Consider the following 20,056-nt stretch of genomic DNA (forward strand, 5'->3'; position numbering starts at 1 on the left):
CTCAAGCGAACCTTATTCCGGGGTCGTGAGAGCGGTTTCGATCTCTTGGATCGCAGCTTGAGCATCCGAGCGCACTTTGTCGTCAGACGTTTGTTCGACCGCTTTTTTCAGTTCGGCAATGGCCGGCTCGGCGAACGCCCCCATTTGACCCAGCGCTCGCGCCGCTTGCGCGTTCTTCTTTACGCTGTTCTTTCGATGCAGCATCTCGATCAGATAATCCATCTTTTCTTGGTCGGTCTTCGCCATTTGTCCTTCCGCCTGCGGTGCAGTCGCGGTGGGCACCGGATCGCTACCACAGCCCATCATTCCGAGACATGTGGCCAGCAAACACGCAGAAAATACAACTCGCAACATTAACTTGGTCTCCCATTTGTGAAGCCGCCGATCGGATGATCAGCGGTCTGCCTGCGCATCACGCAGCAGGCGAATGTTAGTTACTCCAGGGGGAGTCTGCGGATACCCCGGCCCAGACTCAAAGAGTACCCCTACTCTCCGCATATTGGATCACCCGACCGCTCCGTTTCTAAACTCACCTGGCGGCAGAAATGATCATCAATCCCTCCAGCAGCATCGACCAATCTTCGATGCTGCTTGCTTCTACGATCCACAGCCAATTGCCTTAGAACTCGGTGACAATTTCGCCGCCCGCGATCGTTGAGCTGTTGCGATAAATCGTCATATCGATCGATTCGCTGACAAATCGCACCGAACCGTCGGCCAACACAAACATTCCGCCACCAGGATGCTGGCTGCGGAAGTTCGAGGTGCTGTTGAGCCCTCCATTGGCGCTGCTCCTTGTATCGCGTTGCTGCGACGCTCGGTCTCCTCCTAACGCCATGTAGCTGTCGGTGACTGGCCACTTGTTGAGCCGTTCCATCGTGCAACCGAAGGCGTTGGTACCCAGCACGTTAGGTTGATCCTCATCTCCAGGCTGGCCGATCAACCAACCTGAGTTGGCTGGAAAACGTTCGCCGTTAAATACTGGATCGGTGCAGTTTACGCCGCGACACAACGGCCATGCGTCGCCCCCCGCTGCCTCACCCATCGCAAAGGTGTTGCTTGTGCCATCGGTGATCTCCGCAAATCGCACCTTCAATGCGCGATTGAACATCCCTTTTTCTGAGGCGGGAATCGGCCCGTTGAGATAGCCTTTCTTGCTACCCCGCTGAGGCCGACCATCGGCAGCCAAGACAAAACCCGCAGCGTTTTGGTCGGCGCGATCCCAATCGACTGCCCAGGCATCGGTCACCCCTTTGCAGAATGCGTAATGCATCGCCGCAAACTCAGGGACGCCCACACTCGGGCTATGAATCTCGTCGCCCGCAGGTCCCCATAATGCGACAGGATTTAAGGGGCCATTGGTGGCCGAGGGACAGATCGCTGCGGGAAGTACCGTTCTATCGATGTCTGAATTCTCTGCCGCACCGTACCAGTCATCCTGCACGTCGGGGACATCCTGCATCGCTGACTGTTCGAGAAAAGGCAGCAGCGAAACCATCGCATGCGATCGCACATACATGTAACCGTCGCTTGCAGCACGAGGCGAATCGCCCATCGGGAACGCTTTGTAAACATCGTGGAAATTGTGCAACGCCAATCCCAGTTGCTTCATGTTGTTGCTGCACTGCATTCGACGTGCGGCTTCACGAGCCGATTGAACCGCTGGCAATAATAAGCCAACTAAAACACCGATGATTGCAATCACCACTAAGAGTTCGACAAGGGTGAAACCAGCCCTGCGCGAACGAGTACCTGCGCCATTGAACATAGCATGACTCCATAAACATAGATTAAAGAAAAGATGCGAATCGAGTGCCCGCATTGAACGTTCTCGAATAGCGTTACCCGCGTTGCTCGATTCGTTGAAATCGATTAGAGCGCGGCGAACGAGTCAAGTCAACACTTTTCTATAGACTTGCTTCGATATTTTTCCAGGAAGCGCATTCGCCGTGCTTCTCCGTTAGGAGTCCGAGGCGTCCAATCGCGAGATTTTCCCGTTAATGGCGGGGTAAACCGCGGTGGTGCGGTGTCAATTTACGCTGCGATTTTCGGCAGATCCACATCCGGCCCCCTCTTCTGCATTGCGAAGCGAGAGCCGTTTTAGAGAATGTTTCCACCGACTTCGGTACTGGGATAACACGCCACCGTAGCCAACTTCGGTCCACTGAATCGCTGCGGTAGGATCCGGATAAATGGCTGTCGCTAAGTAAAAAACGGGGGTTGGCGTTGGGCGGAAACAATAGGGAGAAGGGGGGGCCAGACGTTACGGGGTAAAGAACTCGTCGTCATCTGGGGACGGTTCATCTGGGGACGGTATTGCGTGGCAACATTCCCCTCTACGCGATTTGGGAGAAGGCCGGTTTCCCCGCCACCCGGCTTTCACGTCAATCTCTGGCTGCGTCGATTTTCAGGTTCATCCGGGGGCACGATAGCGAGGTGCCCCGTGTCCAGTCCTCGACGCGATCGCTCTACGTCTTACGCGGGCCACTCCAGTTCAAAGCCTTGACCTTTGAGCGTGTGCTGGAATTGGGAGAGGGCTTGGGAACGGTTGCGAATGCCGCGGGGACTCTCCCGTTGGTCCAAGCAATGAGCGGCCAACGCACCAGCCGCTTCTCCAATACTCCATTCAACTGGATGCAATCGATAACATCCGTTGCTGAGGTGAGTGGTGCCAATGTTTTTGCAGCCGGCAATCAAATTCTCGATTCGCCGTGGGATCAGAGAACCAAGTGGAATCTGAAAGGGGACACTGGAGAAGTCGATGTAGTTGTCGCCTCCCGAGCTGGGGTGGAGGTCCAAATGGTAGTAGCCAATTCCAACGGAATCGTGAAATGAAGCGGCCTTGACTTTATCCGATGCATTCTTGAGTCGTGCTTTGCGGTCGGCCCGTGAGAGATGTTGCTCCAGTACCGTGAACTCCGCTTGAATGCGGCGAGACTCGCGAATGTAGGGATATTTGGCGAGACCATCTGCGGTACCCATGATGTCTTTGCGCAAGCGAAGTCCTTTCCAACCGGTGCCGCCATCCGGTCGCGGCGCTTCGGTTTGCAACCAATAAAGCAGCGACAAACTAAGTTGCCGAGAGCCTTCTAGATGCTTGGCAATTTCTTGCTCTCCGCCCGTGATGATATTTCCCAGCATGTAATCGTTCTGTGGCCAATTGACAATTGTCACACCACTGTCATATGTGCCGGGGAGAAAATTTGCGGGATCGATGATGCGCCGGTAGAGCCACAGATTCAATGCTTTGGTTTTCTGCGGCGGGCCGGCCTTTGTCGGTGGAACGAAGGCGAGATCGTGTGGTTTGAGTGTATTGGGTTTGGAATACCGCAGAGAAAGAAGCTTTCCGGACCAAGGTGGAGTCAAGTCTGGCGTGTGATCTTTCCAGAAGTCGTACTGATCGGGCTTGGCGATGGTGTGATCCGCGCCATCGATGTGGTCGATTGCGAAACACCATGTGAACGATTGAATGTTATCGGGAGCGGCTTTTTCGGGCGCATGGGCTTCTCCGGTTTCTTGCTTTGACTCGGCGCCGGTGACGTACTCCGTGTTTGTAAGCGGCAACAAGTCGCCTTGCTCACTGGCGTCGATGAAATACGGAGCGGCAACGTGAAGTTCCTGACCTTGATCGGTGGCTAGGGTTACCGAGCGAACTCGGTCCCCTTCGACCTCGGCTTTGATCGGTTGTGTATTGAGCAAAATGGTCAAGCGGCCGCTGCTTACGGCAGGAGCCAGCATGGCGTCCAACACGGCAACTGCGACGCGTGGTTCATGGCACAATCGCGATACACTTCCGTTTCCGGGGTTGAGTCGAGGGTTCTTTTTAGCGGCTTCGGTGAGCGGGTAATTCCTGCGATAATAATCCCGGACGTTTTCACGAAATTGACGGTAGCTGGGAGTACAGCCGAACGTCTCAATATTGTGATGTTCGTCTGGGGGCACGCCTTGTTGGCTGAGTTGTCCCCCGATCCAGTCGGTCGGCTCTGTCAACAGCACTCGTTTCCCCATCCGCGTTGCAGCGAGCGCGGCAGCACAACCTCCGAGACCTCCGCCGATGACGACGACATCGACATCAAGTGGTTTGTTGGAATTGTGGGAACCTGCCGCAGCAGCAATCTGCGGATAAAACGCGGATGCCGCGCCAATGCCACACAATTCAAGGAAGCGACGGCGCTGAAAATTGCGAGCATACGTCTGGGGTTGTTCGGAGTTAGCTTTGTTAGTCATCGTAACTTTCCAAGGGTGCATTTCAAATTTGATGCTGTAGGGAGGCCCGAGTGCACGGCCTTTTCCGTCACAGTATAGATAGGTTTGTTACTACGGGTTAGTTCAGTGGTATTTCATCGGTGTCGCCCACCATCACGGAATGCATAACACCCCCGGGGTGGCCGTCGGCATGACGGATTGGGGGGGGGGCTGGGCCGCGCTGCGGAAAAACTTCACACGGCCGTCGAGCTGGCCAATGAAAGTTATCGAACGATATATCGGAGTGGATCCCGCTGTGGATTGGATTGCTGCTTTGCACTTTTCATTTATCCCATTCCAACTTAAGTTCTCCAATCACCTTGCTCCGCTCGCGACTAAAGTAAGGTCTCTACGTTCTTTCAGTCCGCTCGCCTACCTCTCTATTTGCTCCCCCCCCCTCCTTCTCACCACGTCTGCATGGCAAAGGATACGCAATGACTCTTCTCGATTCCGATCACACCCCGCCCCAAAGCACTGAACGAGCGTTGCAGCGTCGCGGTGCGCTAGCATTGCTTAGTTTGGGGGGAATCGCGGTGACGCAACGTACCGTGGTTGCGGCAACGAGCAATGACGCAGCAAGTGACGAAACGCCGTCTGCGTCACGGATTTATTCGACGATCGCGGAGCTGCGCAAGGACACCACACTGCGTGCCGGCGCTGTGGTTCGCACGCTTGGCTATCACACGGCGGGCGACGGAGGAGAGGCCACCTATACGATCTCGGCTGCGGCGGCCAAAAAGCCTGCCGACTCGGGTGCGGTGATTGGTTTGGACAAGGATCTGCAGGCGAATTTATTGCCAGGCAACGCGGTCAACTATCACATGTTTGGCACTAAGAGCGATGGCAAGAGCGACGATGGCGTGCAAATCAAACAGGCCCATGAGTTCGCCCAGCGGCACAAATTACCCATCATCCAGCGCCATGGTGAATTTTGGATCATCAAAGCAAACGAAATTCCCATTACCACCAATGTCCAATGGGGAAACACGATCTTTCATCTCGATGAAAAATATAACGAGAAGCGAAAGGCGAGATTCGTTGTCCCCAACCCGCATTCGGCCAAGTCGATCAAGTTAGATGAGGCGGCCAAAAAGTCATTTCTCTCACGACTGAAACCAGGCGTGCAGCTCATCCCAGAGATGGCTCCCTATAAAAACTGCCTCATTAGCATTCATGACTCCGGCGATAAAATCGGCTTCCGCGCCGGTGACCGTTACAAGGGCCAGTCATGGAATCGCGAGGAACTCTTCTACGTCGAAGAAGGGGGACGCATCTTGGGCGACATCGCTTGGAAGTTCAAGAATTACACGAGCCTGACCGCAACGCCTTGTAACGATAGTTTTTTAATCATCGACGGGGGCGGCTTCTATGTTTCTGGAGATAATCCCGGCGAAAAGTACACGGGCTATTATCAAAACGGCTTTCGCATCCAACGCAGTCGAACCAAGATCCAAAACCAATGGGTTGGACTGGAGCCGGGCAAGCGTGACATTTCGATGGAGCCTCGATCGGGTTTCTATAACCTTAGCCGAGTCTACAACTCAACGTTGGAAAACATTCGCTTAATTCCCTGGGAACAAAATCGCAGCGATCCCAAAAAGAAGGTGGGAGCGGGGACCTACGGCATCGGCGGTGCCCGGATGCTCAATTGTACGTTTCGTAATATCACGGCCGAAGGCAGTTGGGTGCACTGGGGCGTCTTTGGCACGAACCTGAACAAAAACTTCCGAATTGAAAAATGCCAACTCAATCGCGTCGATGTCCACTTCCACTGCTGGAACTTGAGCATCGTCGATTCCGTAATCGGCTTGCGCGGCATCTCGATTACCGGGGGTGGCGACTTAACGATCGAGAACACCGTCCAGCACGGCAACGTGTTTGTCAACTTTCGCCGTGACTTTGGTGCCAAATGGGACGGCAATATCCGCATTCGCAACTGCAAACTTATCCCTTATCGCGACAGCACCGTTGTGATTCTCAGCAGCCGCCCGAGTCAATTCGACTATGGCTATCCCGTCGGGTGTGGGCGCGCAATTGACATCGACAACGTCGAAGTGGACTTCAGTGGCTTTCCGACATCGACCGCTCCTATTTGGTTGATCAGTCTCGCCGAGTTTTCAACGACGGAGGATGGTGCACGACATTTCTTTGCAAACCAGATTTCGGCACGTAACGTCACCGTGGCCGGTCGCCAGCAAGGGGTGCGGTTAATGAATATCCCAGAGCCTTATCACTACGACTTGGGGCGTGAAGGAAGCTACGACGGAATACAATTGAAGCCCAATTGCCAGATGGTTTTTGAGAACATCTTACTTGAGGAACTTCCGCCTTCGAAACCAAACGATCCGGAACATGCTCATTTTCGAATCGGCAACAAGGGCAGCACGCCCTATCAAGACAGCAAGGCGCTTTATCCTCATGTTCGAATTACGAACTGTCCAAACTTGAGTGCCTATCTGGGCGGCAGCGCCGCGAATCTTTCGGTTACCGACACCACGATCGATCGTTGCACCGCCGCTGCCGATGGACCGCTACGAGGCAGTCTGAACTTGCAAAGTTGTCGGCTTGCTCCTCAGGTTATCGAGGGCACGGAACCTATCTATGCACTCGACGCCGAACTGGGCACCCATCTGACAAACTGCACCGTTCATGCGCCACGGGTCGCCGGAGTGGCGAAACCCGATCAGGCCGATCGTCTGGAGTTCATCCAGCCCAACAAGCGAGTTCGCTTCTATCAGCTCAATACGGCGATCGGAAATGACTTACTCGCGCATTTTAAAGCCAAAAAGATCGAGCTTCACCCCAATTTTATCGCGATGCTCAAAAGCCATCATGGTTTGGAATCTGACGCAGTGGCCATCCGTTAAAATACGACGGCTAAAACACGATGCTGCTAAAACACCACCGGGACGCTAAGACGGCGCCGGAGGGTGTTGATAAAACGTCGGCAATCGAAAGCACGCGAGTTGCGCTCGCAGCGATTTTTTCGCAGGTTGCCGTGCAAGCCGAACTCGTTCGACCGTCGATGAACGGTTCTAACGCACCGCGGCAGCCTGAGCGGGATCGAGTGAGAAGTAGCCACTGTGTGGGGCCGCCAATTTGACCCACACGTCATCGATCTGGCCGATGGCTGGTTTCTGAATCTCCAGTTTCCACCAGCCGGTCTGGCCAGTTGCCACCTTAATCTTTTGGCGATCAACCGAAATTTTTGTGCAGTCGAACTCCGTCACGGTTTGACCGTCGGGGGCATAAAGTGTGGCAACCGCCGTTTCGCCCGGAGGTGTCGCTTCCAAAGACAAGTGAAACGCAGGCGTCTGTTCCGTGACATAAAAGTAAAGCGGTGTTGCTGTCCCCAGTAAATGCAGCCCTTGGTCGGACAACGTGCTATCGACCGCCCACGCGGCCCCGCTGGTTTTAATCATGAACGACGCCGTCCCTGCTGAAATCACGAGGTGATAGTATTCGGCACCATCGGCCTCCAGTACCAGCGGCACTTCGTCACTCATCAAACCGCTGGTCACTGCCGTGCCATCGGGGCGATAGACGCTGTACGTCACCAGTTTCCCGCGAGTGGCCATGCGGCTGAATTTGACTTCCATTTGAGCGTCCGTGGTGGGACGCAGTATCAGATGTTGGTCCCCACGCAGGCGAAACGGTCGCACCGCCTCGGTCTGCTGCGACTTTGGCGGCACGTCGACGCTTTGCTTTGTTTTCACATAGGACGGGGCATTGCTAGATGTTCCTGGATGCAGAGCCAGCGATCCTTGATGGCTCGACAGAAACGCAAAGAACTCGGCGTCCGAAAGAAAGAAGCTGGAGCGTTTTGGTTCGTCCAGCAGATCATGCTGGCGTAAGTTCCAGTGCAATACGGTCAAGTTATCGCCGATCATCGCGAGTCGCGCTTTGGCGTCAGTGTCCTGGATCTTTGCTTCGGCGGAGCGGTAAAGCCGTTCGATTTGCGGCAGGTTTTTCGCATAAATGTCCCGCATCATGTCCGGCGTCAACGTGTAGCTAGCGTTGGGGAATTCGCGGTAATGACGAGCGACCTCGCGGTCCAGTCCTCGGAACATCCGGTTGATCTCCTGGCCGCCAGCCCCGTATGCCTTGACGCAATATTCATCAAATAATGCCTCGACATCGGCCTGCGGGTTCCATGCCAGTTTCGCCAGCAGATAGTTCAGCGGTGCGGCTCGCCCCCACGCTGAAATCCCGTAAACATACACGCCCTTTATTTCGGCAGCCTGCAGCCGAGGGTACAGGAACTTTAGAATCTCTAGCCCCGGCGGATTCAATGCTCCAGCTTCGGTGCTAATATTCACCGGCAGATCGTAGTAGGCGAGGTTGTGAGTGACCTCGGTCCACTGCGCGAGAACCTGTTCCCATTGCTGTTGCAGTTCAGGGCGAGCCAGCGTGAAACCATAGTCGAAACTTGGAGCCCAGACCAGAAACACGTTGGGTTCAAGTTTGATCGTCTTTTTAGGCGGGAACAGATACTCCGCATACACGTATCCCGCGAGTATTTTATCCGGATACTTTTGGGCAACGAGCTTGGCTACGTCGTTGTAGAACGTGAGAATCGCGGGGGTGACCGACCGTTTTCCATGCGGATCTATTTCGTACAGCGCCGAACAGTGCTCGCATTCACAATAGCCTGAGGAATCCGATGGCGACAACGAGTAGCACGTTGCACTTGGGCTGCGATCAAAGAATGCGATGGTTGCGTCGGCGTAAGCACGAACCAACTCCGCGTTCGTGGTACAGAGTTTGTATCGGCCCGTGGGAGGAACACGCACGCCGGCCCGCATCGGAAACCATTCCGGATGCTGCTCGAAATGGGAAGGAGGAATCGTGTGACGCCAATTGTGAGAATGATTCAGGTACAAGCTCCACCCGAGCCGTTGTCGATGCCACCACTGTTGCACGTCTGGGCGCCGTTCCTGCGTGTAGGGCACGCGGCGGTTTTGCATCGCCGGAGCGTCGCTGACGTCGGTCTCAGGAATCCTTAGGTCCGTGTGTTTCGGGACGTAGTCACCGTGTTCTCCGGGGATGAGCCAACGCACCCCCACAAAGCGTTCCAGGAATTCACAGGTGGCATTGTAGGTTCCCGACGCTCTGCCGCCGTTGGGCGTCCGTTGCCGATCCGCCGTGTCACGACCGATCAGGTAGACGTTGGAATCCTTCGTAACGATCCGGAATCCTTCCCACGGAATGTTTGACGCCGAAAAACCTGCAGCTCGGGACGCCGCGTTGTCTGCCAGAGAGATCATTTTGGGGGCTGGACGCGTGACAATCGGTAGCTTCGCACCGCTGGAGCGATGCAAGTAGTCCTGCAATTCAGTAGCAGCTCGAGTCACCGATCGAGGCGCAGTGGCTTCATGGTAAATTACATAGCGGCTGGTTCCGTTTTGAATCAACTCAATGGATTGAGCTCCGGCGGGGATGGAAAATGTCATAGCCAGGAGCAATGCGATCACAGGATGTTTCATAGGTGTGTCTGATGCGCAGGATGGACGAAGGAGGAATCGTCAGCGTGGGAGCTTTAACGAAGAATATTGCAGAAGCCATTATGCATCAAATGCTCAAGCCCGTCGTTCATTGGACCGCCCGTGCTCGGCGTAGCAGAGTTCAGCCAGCGACAGGACCCGAATGCCAAAGGAGTGTCGCAGCATTCGATCGGTCTCTTCTCCAGCGGTGGTGGGGGCGTCTCGTCGTGACGCGCGATAGGCAAACCGAGATGCGTTGGTAGGTATTTGTGCAAACGAGTGATTGTTTCACATCGTATCAGATCCCAAGCGGCGCCGTTCCCCTCGTCCTCGACGAATCTACGTAGCAAGGCGTTATTGGTTTGGAGTTCGACAAGCTGGGAAGGTCTGCGATTACGAAGACGGGGCGGATGTTGTTGTGATCAGTTGGTTGATCTGAACAAACAGTTTTTCAAAGTCGATTGGTTTCGTATGGAACGCGTCACAACCCGCCGCGATCGCTCCCGCTTCGTCGCCAGACGCTGCATAGGCGGTCAACGCGATGACGGGGATGCGATGTCCTTCATCGGCCTGATGGATTTGCATCGTCGCCTCGAGGCCATCGAGTTCAGGCATGTTGACGTCCATCAAAATCAATGAGGGCGGAGCGTTGGCCGCAGCCATAACCGCTTCGAGTCCATTGCGAGCGCAGGTGACTGTGAAACCACGCTTTTCCAATCGCAGTCTCAATAGTTCGCGGATGTCGTCGTGATCGTCGACAACGAGAATGGTAGGCATGGCTGATTACCTTCTAAGTAATGGGATCGGTCAGGTTCGCGGAGCCGGAAGTCGCTCCCGAAAGACCGAGGGACGCAATTCGCGGGGCGGGATAAGATCGACGCACAATCGATTCGACTTTGCTACGGGTCTGAGAATAAGACGTGGTCATGCTGGTCGCACCCGCTTTGCGAAACTTGACAAATAAGCGATCGAAGTTTTTGAACTTACCTAAACAAGCGACCACGACGGCTCCCTGGTACCCTTCGTCACGAATTGATTTGCAGAGGTATCGGGCTTGAGGCAATCCGCCCGGAGGCACGACGACGATCACGACCGCGACGGGGTTCTTGGCGGCGACCTGCCGACTGATTTCTTGCGGCATCACGTCATCGTCGATGGTTTCGAGTTGGAAAGACTCGTCACCACCAAGTCGCAAAAGATTTAGAACTAACGCCTCGCTAAAGTGATGAGACGAGCAACCGATTACTGTGGGACGATCATGCTCGAACGCTTCGGACGCGATTGGCGCGTCATCCGATTCGGTTAGCTCCGGTAACTCAGCGATCAAGCCACCCGTCATCGCAAACAACCGGTGGGCGTCGCCATCATTCAGATGATCCGCATCGTGATCGGATCGAATGCGTTTGATCGTGGGCACCAGCACGTCGTCACAACTTGTCTCAAAATCATGTTGGTGACAATGGTGGCGGAGCACCTCGCGAGCGCGATGCTCGTCGCCCGCAAGCAGCCGTTGGTAGAACCTCATCGAGGTCTTGATTTCAACTTCGTCTCCCAACAGCGTCGCAAGAATTTTGAAACTCGGCACGTAGCGTCCTAGTACCACCAGACAAACCGTCAACGGCGTTGAAAGCAGCAGACCGACGGGCCCCCACAACCATCCCCAGAACACGGCGGCGATGATCACGGCGACGGCCGAAATCCCGGTGCTCGTTCCATACAACCATGGCTCAAGCACGTTGTTGCTGATCAATTCCATCACGGTGATCAGAGCAACCACCGCAAAAAATACGCTGTAGCCGGGGAAGACCGATAATGCGATCGTCGCCGGCAAGATTGCTGCCGCGGTGGGACCGAGATACGGAATATAACGCAAGCAGGTCGCTAACACGCCCCAGAGGATCGCGTTCGGGAAAACGCCGTCCGGGGTCATGAACGCTCCAATCGAAGTCAATCCGATCGCCAACACGATCCCGTAACTGGTGTTAATGAAGGTTTGAGCGACCAGATAGCGGCTGATGCGTTGCGCGGCTTCGTCGAGCGCTTCAGTGGTGGTCACATAGTCACCATGACTGATCACGGCGATGATGCGGTCACGCAAATCGTCGCGGTGAATCAACATAAATAACGCAAACACGCTGACGAGTCCCGCTGTCGCCAACGGCCCCAACACCGTTCCCGCGGTTGCCGCCCAGGTGGCCAAGGGAACGTCGGCTTCAACCTGCTTGATGTAGAGTGGTGTTTTGACGGAAGTTCCATCGTTGAGCTTCTTTACGGAGTCGCTCTGGGCTGGTAACAATTTGTCGGTCCATCGCTGGAACACCGTTTGCTCGGGCGGAGTCGCCTCGATCGCCTCCCCTTCTTTGGTAATCGCCTCGCTAACCTGGTCGGCCAAATTGCCAAGCGAGCCTCCTACGCTCGTTGTCAGCCCGGCCACGCCACGTGCTTTTTCCACTAGCTCGTCTTTGTGCTTAGGCAGCTCACCGACCAACGTGGTAAGTTCGCGACCAAGTAAGGTAAAGCCACTCGCAAGCAGGATGAAGGCAAACGCCGCAGTCGTGATCACGGCAAGCACGTTGGGTATGCCAAGCCGTTGCAGTCGGTTTGCAATCGGACTGAGCAAAAATGACAATAACAATCCAAGTGCCAGCGGAATGAAGACATCGCGGGCAAAGAATAGTGCTGCCACAATCAATACGACCGCGAACAGTTGTGCGACCGCCGCGAGGGTCGCAAGCTCGGATCTAGGCTTTACCATTCATGTTTGCCGGTTGACTTTGGAGAACGTGAAAAGAACAAGAGCGTTCGCGGGAAATGAAGGGAGGACGCGCCCGAGAGGTGGACTGCGAACGTGTCTTAAACGCCGACGAGATTCGTGACGAGATAACACTTTTTTAACAACGACAAGGGAACGCAAACCGCGTACCGACGCCCTACGATTCAATCGTGCTCGCGTCACAAAAATGCTGTCTCCCGGCGACAAGCCGCACGTTGCAAAATGCCGAAGTCGAAAGCGTTGGGGGCTGAAAGACCCGAAAACGCAGACGACACCGATTGGGACCCTCACGGGATGTCGCTTTGCGTTTCTCGAACGCTTCACTTCCCAGAAAGACAACCTTTTTGAGACGCGACGATGACACCACGCGACGATGACACCAAACGCGAGTTGATTGGGTTGCCAGCAATGATTCCATTGGGCCCACAACCCGGCGAATCAGCGGCGGGGGTGATCGGGCCGGAACAACGATTCAGTGATTAATAGCTATGTGGATCGAGTTTTACCTTACCTCGAAAAATCCAATAAATCGTGACGGTGTAGCTCAGTACACACGGGATCCCGATCGCTGCAATGATCAACATGGTGCCTAGGGTTTGTTGGCTACTGCGGGCGTTGTCGAGGGTCACGCTGAAGGCTGGATCGATCGTCGAGAGCATGAAATTGGGAAAAATGGCGACGCTGAAGAGCGACGCAAACGCCAAAATTACCATCGATGATGTGAAAAATGCGTAGGCGGGTTTCCCCAAATGCATCGCTCGAGGAATGTTCATCACCGCTAATCCATTGAGAATCGGAACGATCCAAAGAATTGGGTTCGCGGCGATATTTTCAGTCGCGTGCGGGACGTGCCACCATGTCGCCAGCGTCACGATGACATACAAACTGGCAAACGCGTAGATCAAACGAGGAATCGCACGCCGCACGCGATCTTGAAGCTCGTCTTCGGTTTTTAGATACAAATAGATCGCACCATGAAGTGCAAACAACGAAACGGTCAACGCGCCGACGAGCAACGGGTACCAATAGATTTGGCTAAGCAAGCTTCCTTCGTACTTGTATTTAGGGCCAAGTTCCATGCCCGCCATGATGTTCCCGGCGGCAATGCCTAGCAGCGCCGCGGCGGTCAACGAGGAGAGGAAAAAGCCAGCATCCCATACCGATCTCCAGCGAGCCGATTGGACCTTCGAGCGAAATTCAAGGCTGACCGCGCGGCCGATCAAACAGGTCAGCAGTAAAAAGAATGCGGTGTAAAAACTGCTGAATACCGTCGCGTAAGCGACGGGAAACGCGGCAAAAAGTGCCCCGCCAAAGGTCACTAACCAGACTTCGTTTCCATCCCACAACGGGCCGATCGAATTCATGACCAAACGCCGCTCGCGGTCATCTTTGGCGATAAACGGATGCAGCATTCCGACCCCGAGATCAAATCCATCTAGAATCGCATAGCCGCATAGCAAAACGCCCAACAGCACGAACCAAATGAATGTCAACGCTTCGTAACTCATCGTTCGTCGTCCTCCATCAATCCACCGCCACGCGACGTTCCTTGGTGGCTAATCACCTCGGAAATTGATTCGTTGTTATGCTCTCCGCTACGGAGAAGTTTGTACCGCGTCAATTCCTCGGGCGATTCGGGACCATGTTGTATTTTGTGATGAAGCACAAACACCCATACCGCAAACAGCAGCGAGTAAATGACGCCAAACAAGATGATTGAACTAAGCACTTGTTCGGCGGTCACCGATTCGCTCAAACCGTCCGCGGTTCTCAGCCCCATCATTGGAACACCCGCTTGCACTGAAGGGTAGACAATCCACGGTTGGCGGCCGACCTCGGCGGTAATCCAGCCGGCTTGGTTGGCGGTCATCGCGGCGACGGGCATGACGACAATCACCCATAACAGCCATCGTCGTCTCTCCAACAAGCCACGGTACCACGACCAACACCCAAACGCGGCCACGACGATCATCATCGTTCCGATGCCGACCATCAAGTGAAACATTTGGAACGGTAGCCACACCGGAGGCCGCTCGTCGGCAGGAATTTGGTCCATGCCGGGGACCGGTTTCATCGGATCGTTGTAAACCATCGCACTCAACAAGTACGGTAATTGCACGCCCAAATGCACCTTTTCGTTTTTGGCATCGGGCCATCCGAACAGATACAGTCCGGTGGGCTCATCGGTGGTATGAAAATGTGCTTCCATCGCGGCAAGCTTGGCGGGTTGAGTCTCCACTAATTTCTGAGCCGAGTCGTGTCCGGTTAGTGCAGCCAAGAGGGTGAACAGCAACGCGGATGGCAATGCGATCGACAGACATCGTCTCGCGACTTCGAGATGGCGTTGCCGCAACAGATAAAACGAGCACACCGATGCGACGAAAAATGATCCCAATACGAACGCGCCAATCAGGGTGTGGGTCAACCGATCGACTGAGGACGGATTGAGCACCATCTGCCAAAAATCAGTCACTTCCGCTCTCGGCATCATTTCGCCTTGAACGTCATGCCAAACGATGTGGTATCCGGCCGGCGTCTGTTGCCAGCTGTTGGCCACGACGATCCAGACGGCACTAAACACCGATCCCAGAAAGACCATCAGCGTGCTGAAGAGATGCATTTTCACTCCGACACGATCCCAGCCAAACACCAGTACCGCTAAAAAGCCGCTTTCAAGAAAGAAGGCGAAAATGCCTTCCGCGGCCAAAGCCGAGCCAAATACGTCGCCAACAAAACGTGAATACGCTGCCCAGTTGGTGCCAAACTCGAACTCCATCACGATGCCGGTGGCGACCCCCATCGCAAAATTCACAGCAAACACGCGAGTCCAAAACCGCGCCGCTGCCTCCCATGCCGGATCGCGGGTGCGAAAGTAACGCCATTCGCACAAGAAGAGTTGCAGTCCCAGTCCGATCGATAGCGGCGGAAACAAATAGTGGAACATGATGGTGAGCGCGAACTGCAGTCGGCTGAGTATTTCAACGTCCATCGAATCTCCTTGTCCTGGTGTCTCACCTCATTATTGTGGCGAAAAGCAAACAGCATGCAAAGAAGTGGCAAAGGGACGCACCAGCGATGGAGTGTCCTTCGGTGCCGGTTTTGTACTTAGCGGCTGCGTGAGCCAAGAGCGGGACAACCGTGGGCACGACAGACAAAGGTCACGATGTGATCGTCTCGGAGCTGTTTTTGAGAAGTTTTTAATTAATTTAGTAGCATTGGTCCGTCCCCGCTAAACTACGTAATGCGGTCGTTCCCTCGTCGAGGACGCTCTACGACGAATTCGGCTGCGCTGACGGCCTTCCTTTCGAGATCGCGTCCATGATCCTGAAACGCATTTTTTTGCTTGGTTTGATGGCGGGTTCGGTGATTGCTTACCTGAGCTTGTCCGACCCCGTGTTAGTGACGGCGCAAGATGCAACGCGGCCCATCGAACCGCTACGACTGCGGACCGATGACGCTGATGTCAGGGCGCTTCCCCACGCTGTCCCCGGTTCTCACGTCAAGGTCTTTCTTCCCACGCTGCCGTATTTATATACGTCGCATGCGATCAACGGAGCGATGATCAAACCGTCCGACAATGCTCAAGGCTGGGAGTATGACATGGCGGTTTCTCATCGCCAGATCGACGAAACCACCTATGAATTTCAACTTCGGAAAGGCTGCCGATTTCAAGACGGCAGTCCCTTTAACGCGGATGCCGTCGTCTTGAACATGGAGGCGTTTAAGAAACAGCCGACGCTCTATAGCAAGATCGATCAAGTGTTTGACCACGTCGAAAAGATTGATGATGACACCGTACGCTTTCATTTGAGCGAAGAGTACGGGTGTTTTATGAACGATCTGATTTGGATGCAATTTTACACTGCCGAGTATCTTCGAATTTGTGGGGGGTGGAACGGCAAGGCCACCTGTCCCAATCTGTCGCGACCGGGTCCCTACGGCTTGGGACCGTATGTTTTGAGCGAAGGTTATCTCGAAGGCGATCGGCAAACCGCGAAAGCCGTCCTGAGAGCGAATCCCTATTATTGGAATTCGGAGTATCCCAAAGTCGAAACGATCACCGTGTTCACCCAGTTGGATTCGCTGGATGCCAAAAACAAGGTTCTGCATCGTGAAGGGGAAGTCGACATTACGGATATTCCACCGGAATATAAGGTCGAGACGATCTTGTCTGCTTTCGCCAAAGTGATCACGTCGCCTTCAAACAACAACATTGCCATTCATATCAATATGATTAATGGCAATCCGAAACTTCGCGACACTGTCGTACGTCGCGCGTTAAACGAAGCACTCAACCAACAAAATCTGCTGTACTTTGTTTTCGATAACGAAGGCAGCCTTTCGCCAACCATGGCTTCGCCCTATTTCCCGGGAGTGCGTGAGTTCGTCAAGAATTTGAAACCTTATTCCGAGGTGAAGGATCCTTATGCGCCGGCAAATCAAACACGCTTGAAGTCGATTCTCGATGGCTTGCAACTCAAAGTGCTGACTCAAAGCCATTTTCTTCCGATGTGGCGTGGGATTGAATCTCAGCTAAAGAGAGTGGGGGTGACACTGGAAATCACAACGACACCGAGTGAAGCTGAAATATTCGGTCCACTGCTATTGACCCATGCGGACCAGAATCAAACGCAGTGGGACTTATTGGTGTGGGGAAATGACGACTGGTTTTTCAACCATCCCTATACCGCTTTCATTGCCTACCGTACCACGAATGTCTGGAGTACGGTCTATCCCGACCCCATCATGGACGCGTTCATTGATGAAATGTTTGAAGCCAGTGTGGGGGATCCAAGATTCAACGCAATCGTGGCCAAGATCATGCAACGCGCCTATGACGAAGCGTACATGTTGTTCATGCCGACACCCAACCGAGTCTTAGCAGTTAACAAAGAAGTGGTGTTTCGCCCTTACCAGATGGCTTGTGCGCCATTGTGGAAAATCCAAGTCACGGATCAACATTGGTCAGTCCGACGCGGTCCCTATCCCGACGAATTCAAAGGCTCAGTACGGATCACGCGGATGGCGAGTGTCGAGGAGTCCGAATAATGCGAAAACGTGGGGTTTGGATTAAATTGTTGGTGTTGGTGACGACCTCTGTGATCGCCTTCTGTCTGCTGGGGATCTATGGAATCATCACCGCACGCACCACCTTTCACTCGGTCAACGAGGTTCGCAAGACGGCACTCAAATTGCGTCGCGGGTCGGTCGAAATTTTGGAACCACTGAACGAACTGAGGCAATTGTCCTTGACGCTTGTGATGGCGCCAAACAGAGAGATGCAACTGAGTTTGAGTCGTCAGCAAGCAGTGAAAACGAACGCAATTGAACTCGCGTTTGAGCATTGGGATACATCATCGAGCGATCCTGCGGAAATCTCCGCGTTTGCAGCATTACGAGAAAAATGGAGTCGGTACAAACGCATCAAAGATATCACGGTCAGCAAAGTACTCGATGACTATCGTGAAGAAGCGTTCATCAACGCGATTCAAGCCGAAGATCAGCAATTTGCTGAAGTCAAACGAGCTTTGGATTCTTGGATGCAAGCGATCGAGGACAATGCGGATACCGCATTTGAATCGGCTCAATCCGGATACGTCGGTGCACGTCAAGCTTATACCACCGTGATCATTGTCTTAACGCTGCTTGTCGCCACGCTCGGCTATCTGACCGCTACCTCCATTATCGGCCCTCTTGAAACGATGCGCAGTGTGGCGTCACGTATTGCCGGATTAGCCTCCACCGGGGCCATCGAGGGATTGGACGAACGCATTGAAATCAAAGCCAACGATGAACTCGGTGCGATGGCGGCTGCGTTCAATCAAATGGTGGAAAACATGCAATCGACGTTGGGACGATTGTCGCATGAAGAGCGTCGCACGTTGGCGGTGTTGAACTCAACCGCCGATGGTATTTTGACGATCGATTCGGAGGGAAAGGTGAGATCGATGAACGCGGCCGCCGAGCGATTGCTCGAATGTCGCAGTGAGGATGCGATTGGAACCGATGTGGAACCGTTCGTTCCTGCATTGGGGCGAGGCCAAGATGCCGATTGGCATACATCAACCTCCAATCCATTGTCCGGCTACGATGAACATGAAGTCGTAGCACGTAAACGCACAGGAGGTGAATGCCCGATCGCGCTGCGGGTGCGCGAAATGAATTACATGGAGCAAAAACTGATCATCGCCACACTGCAAGACATCACTCTCCGGAAGCAGACCGAAGCGGAGCGTCAAACATTGTTTCACGCGATTCGCGATGCGGTGCAACGTTTGACGGTGGCCAGCGAGCAGATTTTGACCACGACGTCTCGACAGGCGTTGGGAGCACAGGAACAAGCGTCGAGCGTTTCCGAAACGGTCGCATCGGTAAACGAAATCGCACAAACCGCTCAACAAGCGGCTCAGCGGTCGACGGAAGTCGCCGAATCAGCTCGCCAAGCGGATGACGTGGGCAACGCTGGACGGGCAGCGATCGAAGAATCGATTGCTGCCATGCTGCAAGTGCAAAGCAGAGTGGAATCGCTTGCGGAACGCATCTTGTTGCTGGCCGAACGCGCCCACGCGATTGGCGAAATCACGGCGACCGTAAAGAACATTGCCGAGCAAACGAACGTTCTGGCTCTTAACGCGGCGGTCGAAGCGTCGCGTGCCGGTGAGCATGGACGCGGGTTCGCAGTAGTCGCAGCGGAGGTCAAGTCGTTGGCACAGCAATCCAAACAGGCGACCATCCAAGTCCGCAAAATTCTCAGTGAGATCCAGGAAGCCACGCAAGATGCAGTGCATTCAACCGAGCAAGGGAACAATGCCGTGCGATCAGCCAGCCGGGTTGTCGAAAGTGCGGGCGAAAGGATTAGTCAACTCGTATCCATGCTTGCCGTTACTGCCGAATCGGCGACGCGAATTTCAGCATCGGCCAACCAGCAAGCCGTGGGGGTTAGTCAACTAAACGATGGCATTCGGGATATCAATCGCGTCACACAAAGCAATGTCGAAGCGATCGGGCAAATCGAACAAGCTGCACGCAACCTGAACTCACTCAGTCAAGAGCTATCGAGTTTGACCGCGAGTTAGCGACGTTCAAATTCGCCTCTTGATTCAGGAACGCCAACCAGCATTCGTGATAGCAAAAAACTGCATAACCCATCGGGGACCATAACCCATCGGGGACAGAGCACTTTGTTGGGGCAAGCGTGTTTACCCCAGACGCGTCCCCCCAGATAAAAAGCTCTGTCCCATTTCTGGAAATGGGACACCTAAGAGGGGACAGAGTCTCTTTCCGGGGGGTGCGTGGCTCTAGCTCGGTCGATTGGACGCTGAGGATCCGCATCTTCAGACGGTTGCGGACGCCAAGATGGAGCGATGAGTGCCTCACCGCTCTCCGCTCGTGCGAAACGTCAATGGGCAATGGGCAATGGGCAATGGGCAATGGGCAATGGGCAATGGGCAATGGGCAATGGGCAATGGCAAAATACAGCTGCAACCCACCGACGTGGGCAGCTGCTCTCTCGAACCCAAAAGAAGAAGGACGCGTGCTAGCTACGAAGCACTCG

General features: G+C 54.3%; 13 protein-coding genes. 5 read left to right on the top strand and 8 right to left on the bottom strand.

Annotated features, from left to right (window positions below; genetic code table 11):
• Window positions 1-12: 12 nt before the first annotated feature.
• From Pla52o_RS25880 to Pla52o_RS25890, 3 genes are all read right to left on the bottom strand, one after another.
• Complete coding sequence (locus Pla52o_RS25880; RefSeq protein WP_146597540.1) at window positions 13-354, bottom strand: hypothetical protein; 342 nt, start codon at window positions 352-354, stop codon at window positions 13-15.
• A gap of 265 nt (window positions 355-619) precedes the next feature.
• The gene (locus Pla52o_RS25885) at window positions 620-1,768 is read right to left on the bottom strand and encodes a DUF1559 domain-containing protein (RefSeq protein WP_197169540.1); all 1,149 of its coding nucleotides are present in this window, start codon (window positions 1,766-1,768) and stop codon (window positions 620-622) included.
• A gap of 707 nt (window positions 1,769-2,475) precedes the next feature.
• Window positions 2,476-4,227, bottom strand: coding sequence for an FAD-dependent oxidoreductase (locus tag Pla52o_RS25890; RefSeq protein ID WP_146597542.1), 1,752 nt, complete (start codon window positions 4,225-4,227; stop codon window positions 2,476-2,478).
• A 452-nt stretch (window positions 4,228-4,679) separates the two neighbouring features.
• Here Pla52o_RS25890 and Pla52o_RS25895 point away from each other — a divergent pair, with 452 nt between their 5' ends.
• Window positions 4,680-7,112 carry a hypothetical protein gene (locus Pla52o_RS25895; protein WP_146597543.1) on the top strand — a complete coding sequence of 811 codons (2,433 nt, stop codon included), beginning with the start codon at window positions 4,680-4,682 and terminating at the stop codon, window positions 7,110-7,112.
• 168 nt (window positions 7,113-7,280) lie between these two features.
• Here the strand turns inward: Pla52o_RS25895 and Pla52o_RS25900 are convergent, their stop codons facing one another.
• From Pla52o_RS25900 to Pla52o_RS25910, 3 genes are all read right to left on the bottom strand, one after another.
• A complete protein-coding gene (locus Pla52o_RS25900; protein ID WP_197169541.1) occupies window positions 7,281-9,698 on the bottom strand; it encodes a DUF4838 domain-containing protein in 2,418 nt (805 codons plus the stop codon).
• Between the two features lie 423 nt (window positions 9,699-10,121).
• Window positions 10,122-10,505, bottom strand: coding sequence for a response regulator (locus tag Pla52o_RS25905; protein WP_146597545.1), 384 nt, complete (start codon window positions 10,503-10,505; stop codon window positions 10,122-10,124).
• Between the two features lie 13 nt (window positions 10,506-10,518).
• Entirely contained in the window at window positions 10,519-12,483 is a 1,965-nt protein-coding gene (locus Pla52o_RS25910) for an AI-2E family transporter (protein WP_146597546.1), read from the bottom strand.
• Window positions 12,484-12,858: 375 nt separating this feature from the next.
• Between Pla52o_RS25910 and Pla52o_RS27760 the strand changes: the two genes are divergently transcribed.
• Window positions 12,859-12,984 carry a hypothetical protein gene (locus tag Pla52o_RS27760; protein ID WP_261343370.1) on the top strand — a complete coding sequence of 42 codons (126 nt, stop codon included), beginning with the start codon at window positions 12,859-12,861 and terminating at the stop codon, window positions 12,982-12,984.
• On the opposite strand, the gene cydB is transcribed toward Pla52o_RS27760, so the two are convergent.
• Both cydB and Pla52o_RS25920 read right to left on the bottom strand, forming a co-directional pair.
• Window positions 12,981-14,009, bottom strand: a complete 1,029-nt coding sequence (gene cydB, locus Pla52o_RS25915; protein ID WP_146597547.1) for a cytochrome d ubiquinol oxidase subunit II — start codon at window positions 14,007-14,009, stop codon at window positions 12,981-12,983. The two genes, Pla52o_RS27760 and cydB, sit on opposite strands and share 4 nt — an antisense overlap.
• A complete protein-coding gene (locus tag Pla52o_RS25920) occupies window positions 14,006-15,490 on the bottom strand; it encodes a cytochrome ubiquinol oxidase subunit I (RefSeq protein WP_146597548.1) in 1,485 nt (494 codons plus the stop codon). The genes cydB and Pla52o_RS25920 overlap by 4 nt, the downstream gene beginning before the upstream one ends.
• Before the next feature lie 329 nt (window positions 15,491-15,819).
• Here Pla52o_RS25920 and Pla52o_RS25925 point away from each other — a divergent pair, with 329 nt between their 5' ends.
• The 3 genes from Pla52o_RS25925 to Pla52o_RS27590 form a co-directional block, all read left to right on the top strand.
• The gene (locus Pla52o_RS25925) at window positions 15,820-17,550 is read left to right on the top strand and encodes an ABC transporter substrate-binding protein (RefSeq protein WP_146597549.1); all 1,731 of its coding nucleotides are present in this window, start codon (window positions 15,820-15,822) and stop codon (window positions 17,548-17,550) included.
• Window positions 17,550-19,577, top strand: coding sequence for a methyl-accepting chemotaxis protein (locus Pla52o_RS25930; RefSeq protein WP_146597550.1), 2,028 nt, complete (start codon window positions 17,550-17,552; stop codon window positions 19,575-19,577). Before Pla52o_RS25925 ends, Pla52o_RS25930 begins: the two co-directional genes overlap by 1 nt.
• Before the next feature lie 292 nt (window positions 19,578-19,869).
• A partial coding sequence (locus Pla52o_RS27590; protein WP_231612670.1) for a hypothetical protein occupies window positions 19,870-20,056 on the top strand: 187 nt, incomplete at its 3' end.

This window comes from Novipirellula galeiformis (assembly GCF_007860095.1).
Taxonomy (GTDB): domain Bacteria; phylum Planctomycetota; class Planctomycetia; order Pirellulales; family Pirellulaceae; genus Novipirellula; species Novipirellula galeiformis.

Bases quoted from the DNA above. Each gene is read 5' to 3' on its own strand.
- Pla52o_RS25885 (WP_197169540.1), bottom strand. From the start codon at position 1,768: ATGTTCAATGGCGCAGGTACTCGTTCGCGCAGGGCTGGTTTCACCCTT.
- Pla52o_RS25880 (WP_146597540.1), bottom strand. From the start codon at position 354: ATGTTGCGAGTTGTATTTTCTGCGTGTTTGCTGGCCACATGTCTCGGA.
- Pla52o_RS25925 (WP_146597549.1), top strand. From the start codon at position 15,820: ATGATCCTGAAACGCATTTTTTTGCTTGGTTTGATGGCGGGTTCGGTG.
- cydB (WP_146597547.1), bottom strand. From the start codon at position 14,009: ATGAGTTACGAAGCGTTGACATTCATTTGGTTCGTGCTGTTGGGCGTT.
- Pla52o_RS27760 (WP_261343370.1), top strand. From the start codon at position 12,859: ATGACACCACGCGACGATGACACCAAACGCGAGTTGATTGGGTTGCCA.
- Pla52o_RS25910 (WP_146597546.1), bottom strand. From the start codon at position 12,483: ATGGTAAAGCCTAGATCCGAGCTTGCGACCCTCGCGGCGGTCGCACAA.
- Pla52o_RS25930 (WP_146597550.1), top strand. From the start codon at position 17,550: ATGCGAAAACGTGGGGTTTGGATTAAATTGTTGGTGTTGGTGACGACC.
- Pla52o_RS25890 (WP_146597542.1), bottom strand. From the start codon at position 4,227: ATGACTAACAAAGCTAACTCCGAACAACCCCAGACGTATGCTCGCAAT.
- Pla52o_RS25905 (WP_146597545.1), bottom strand. From the start codon at position 10,505: ATGCCTACCATTCTCGTTGTCGACGATCACGACGACATCCGCGAACTA.
- Pla52o_RS25900 (WP_197169541.1), bottom strand. From the start codon at position 9,698: ATGACATTTTCCATCCCCGCCGGAGCTCAATCCATTGAGTTGATTCAA.
- Pla52o_RS25895 (WP_146597543.1), top strand. From the start codon at position 4,680: ATGACTCTTCTCGATTCCGATCACACCCCGCCCCAAAGCACTGAACGA.
- Pla52o_RS25920 (WP_146597548.1), bottom strand. From the start codon at position 15,490: ATGGACGTTGAAATACTCAGCCGACTGCAGTTCGCGCTCACCATCATG.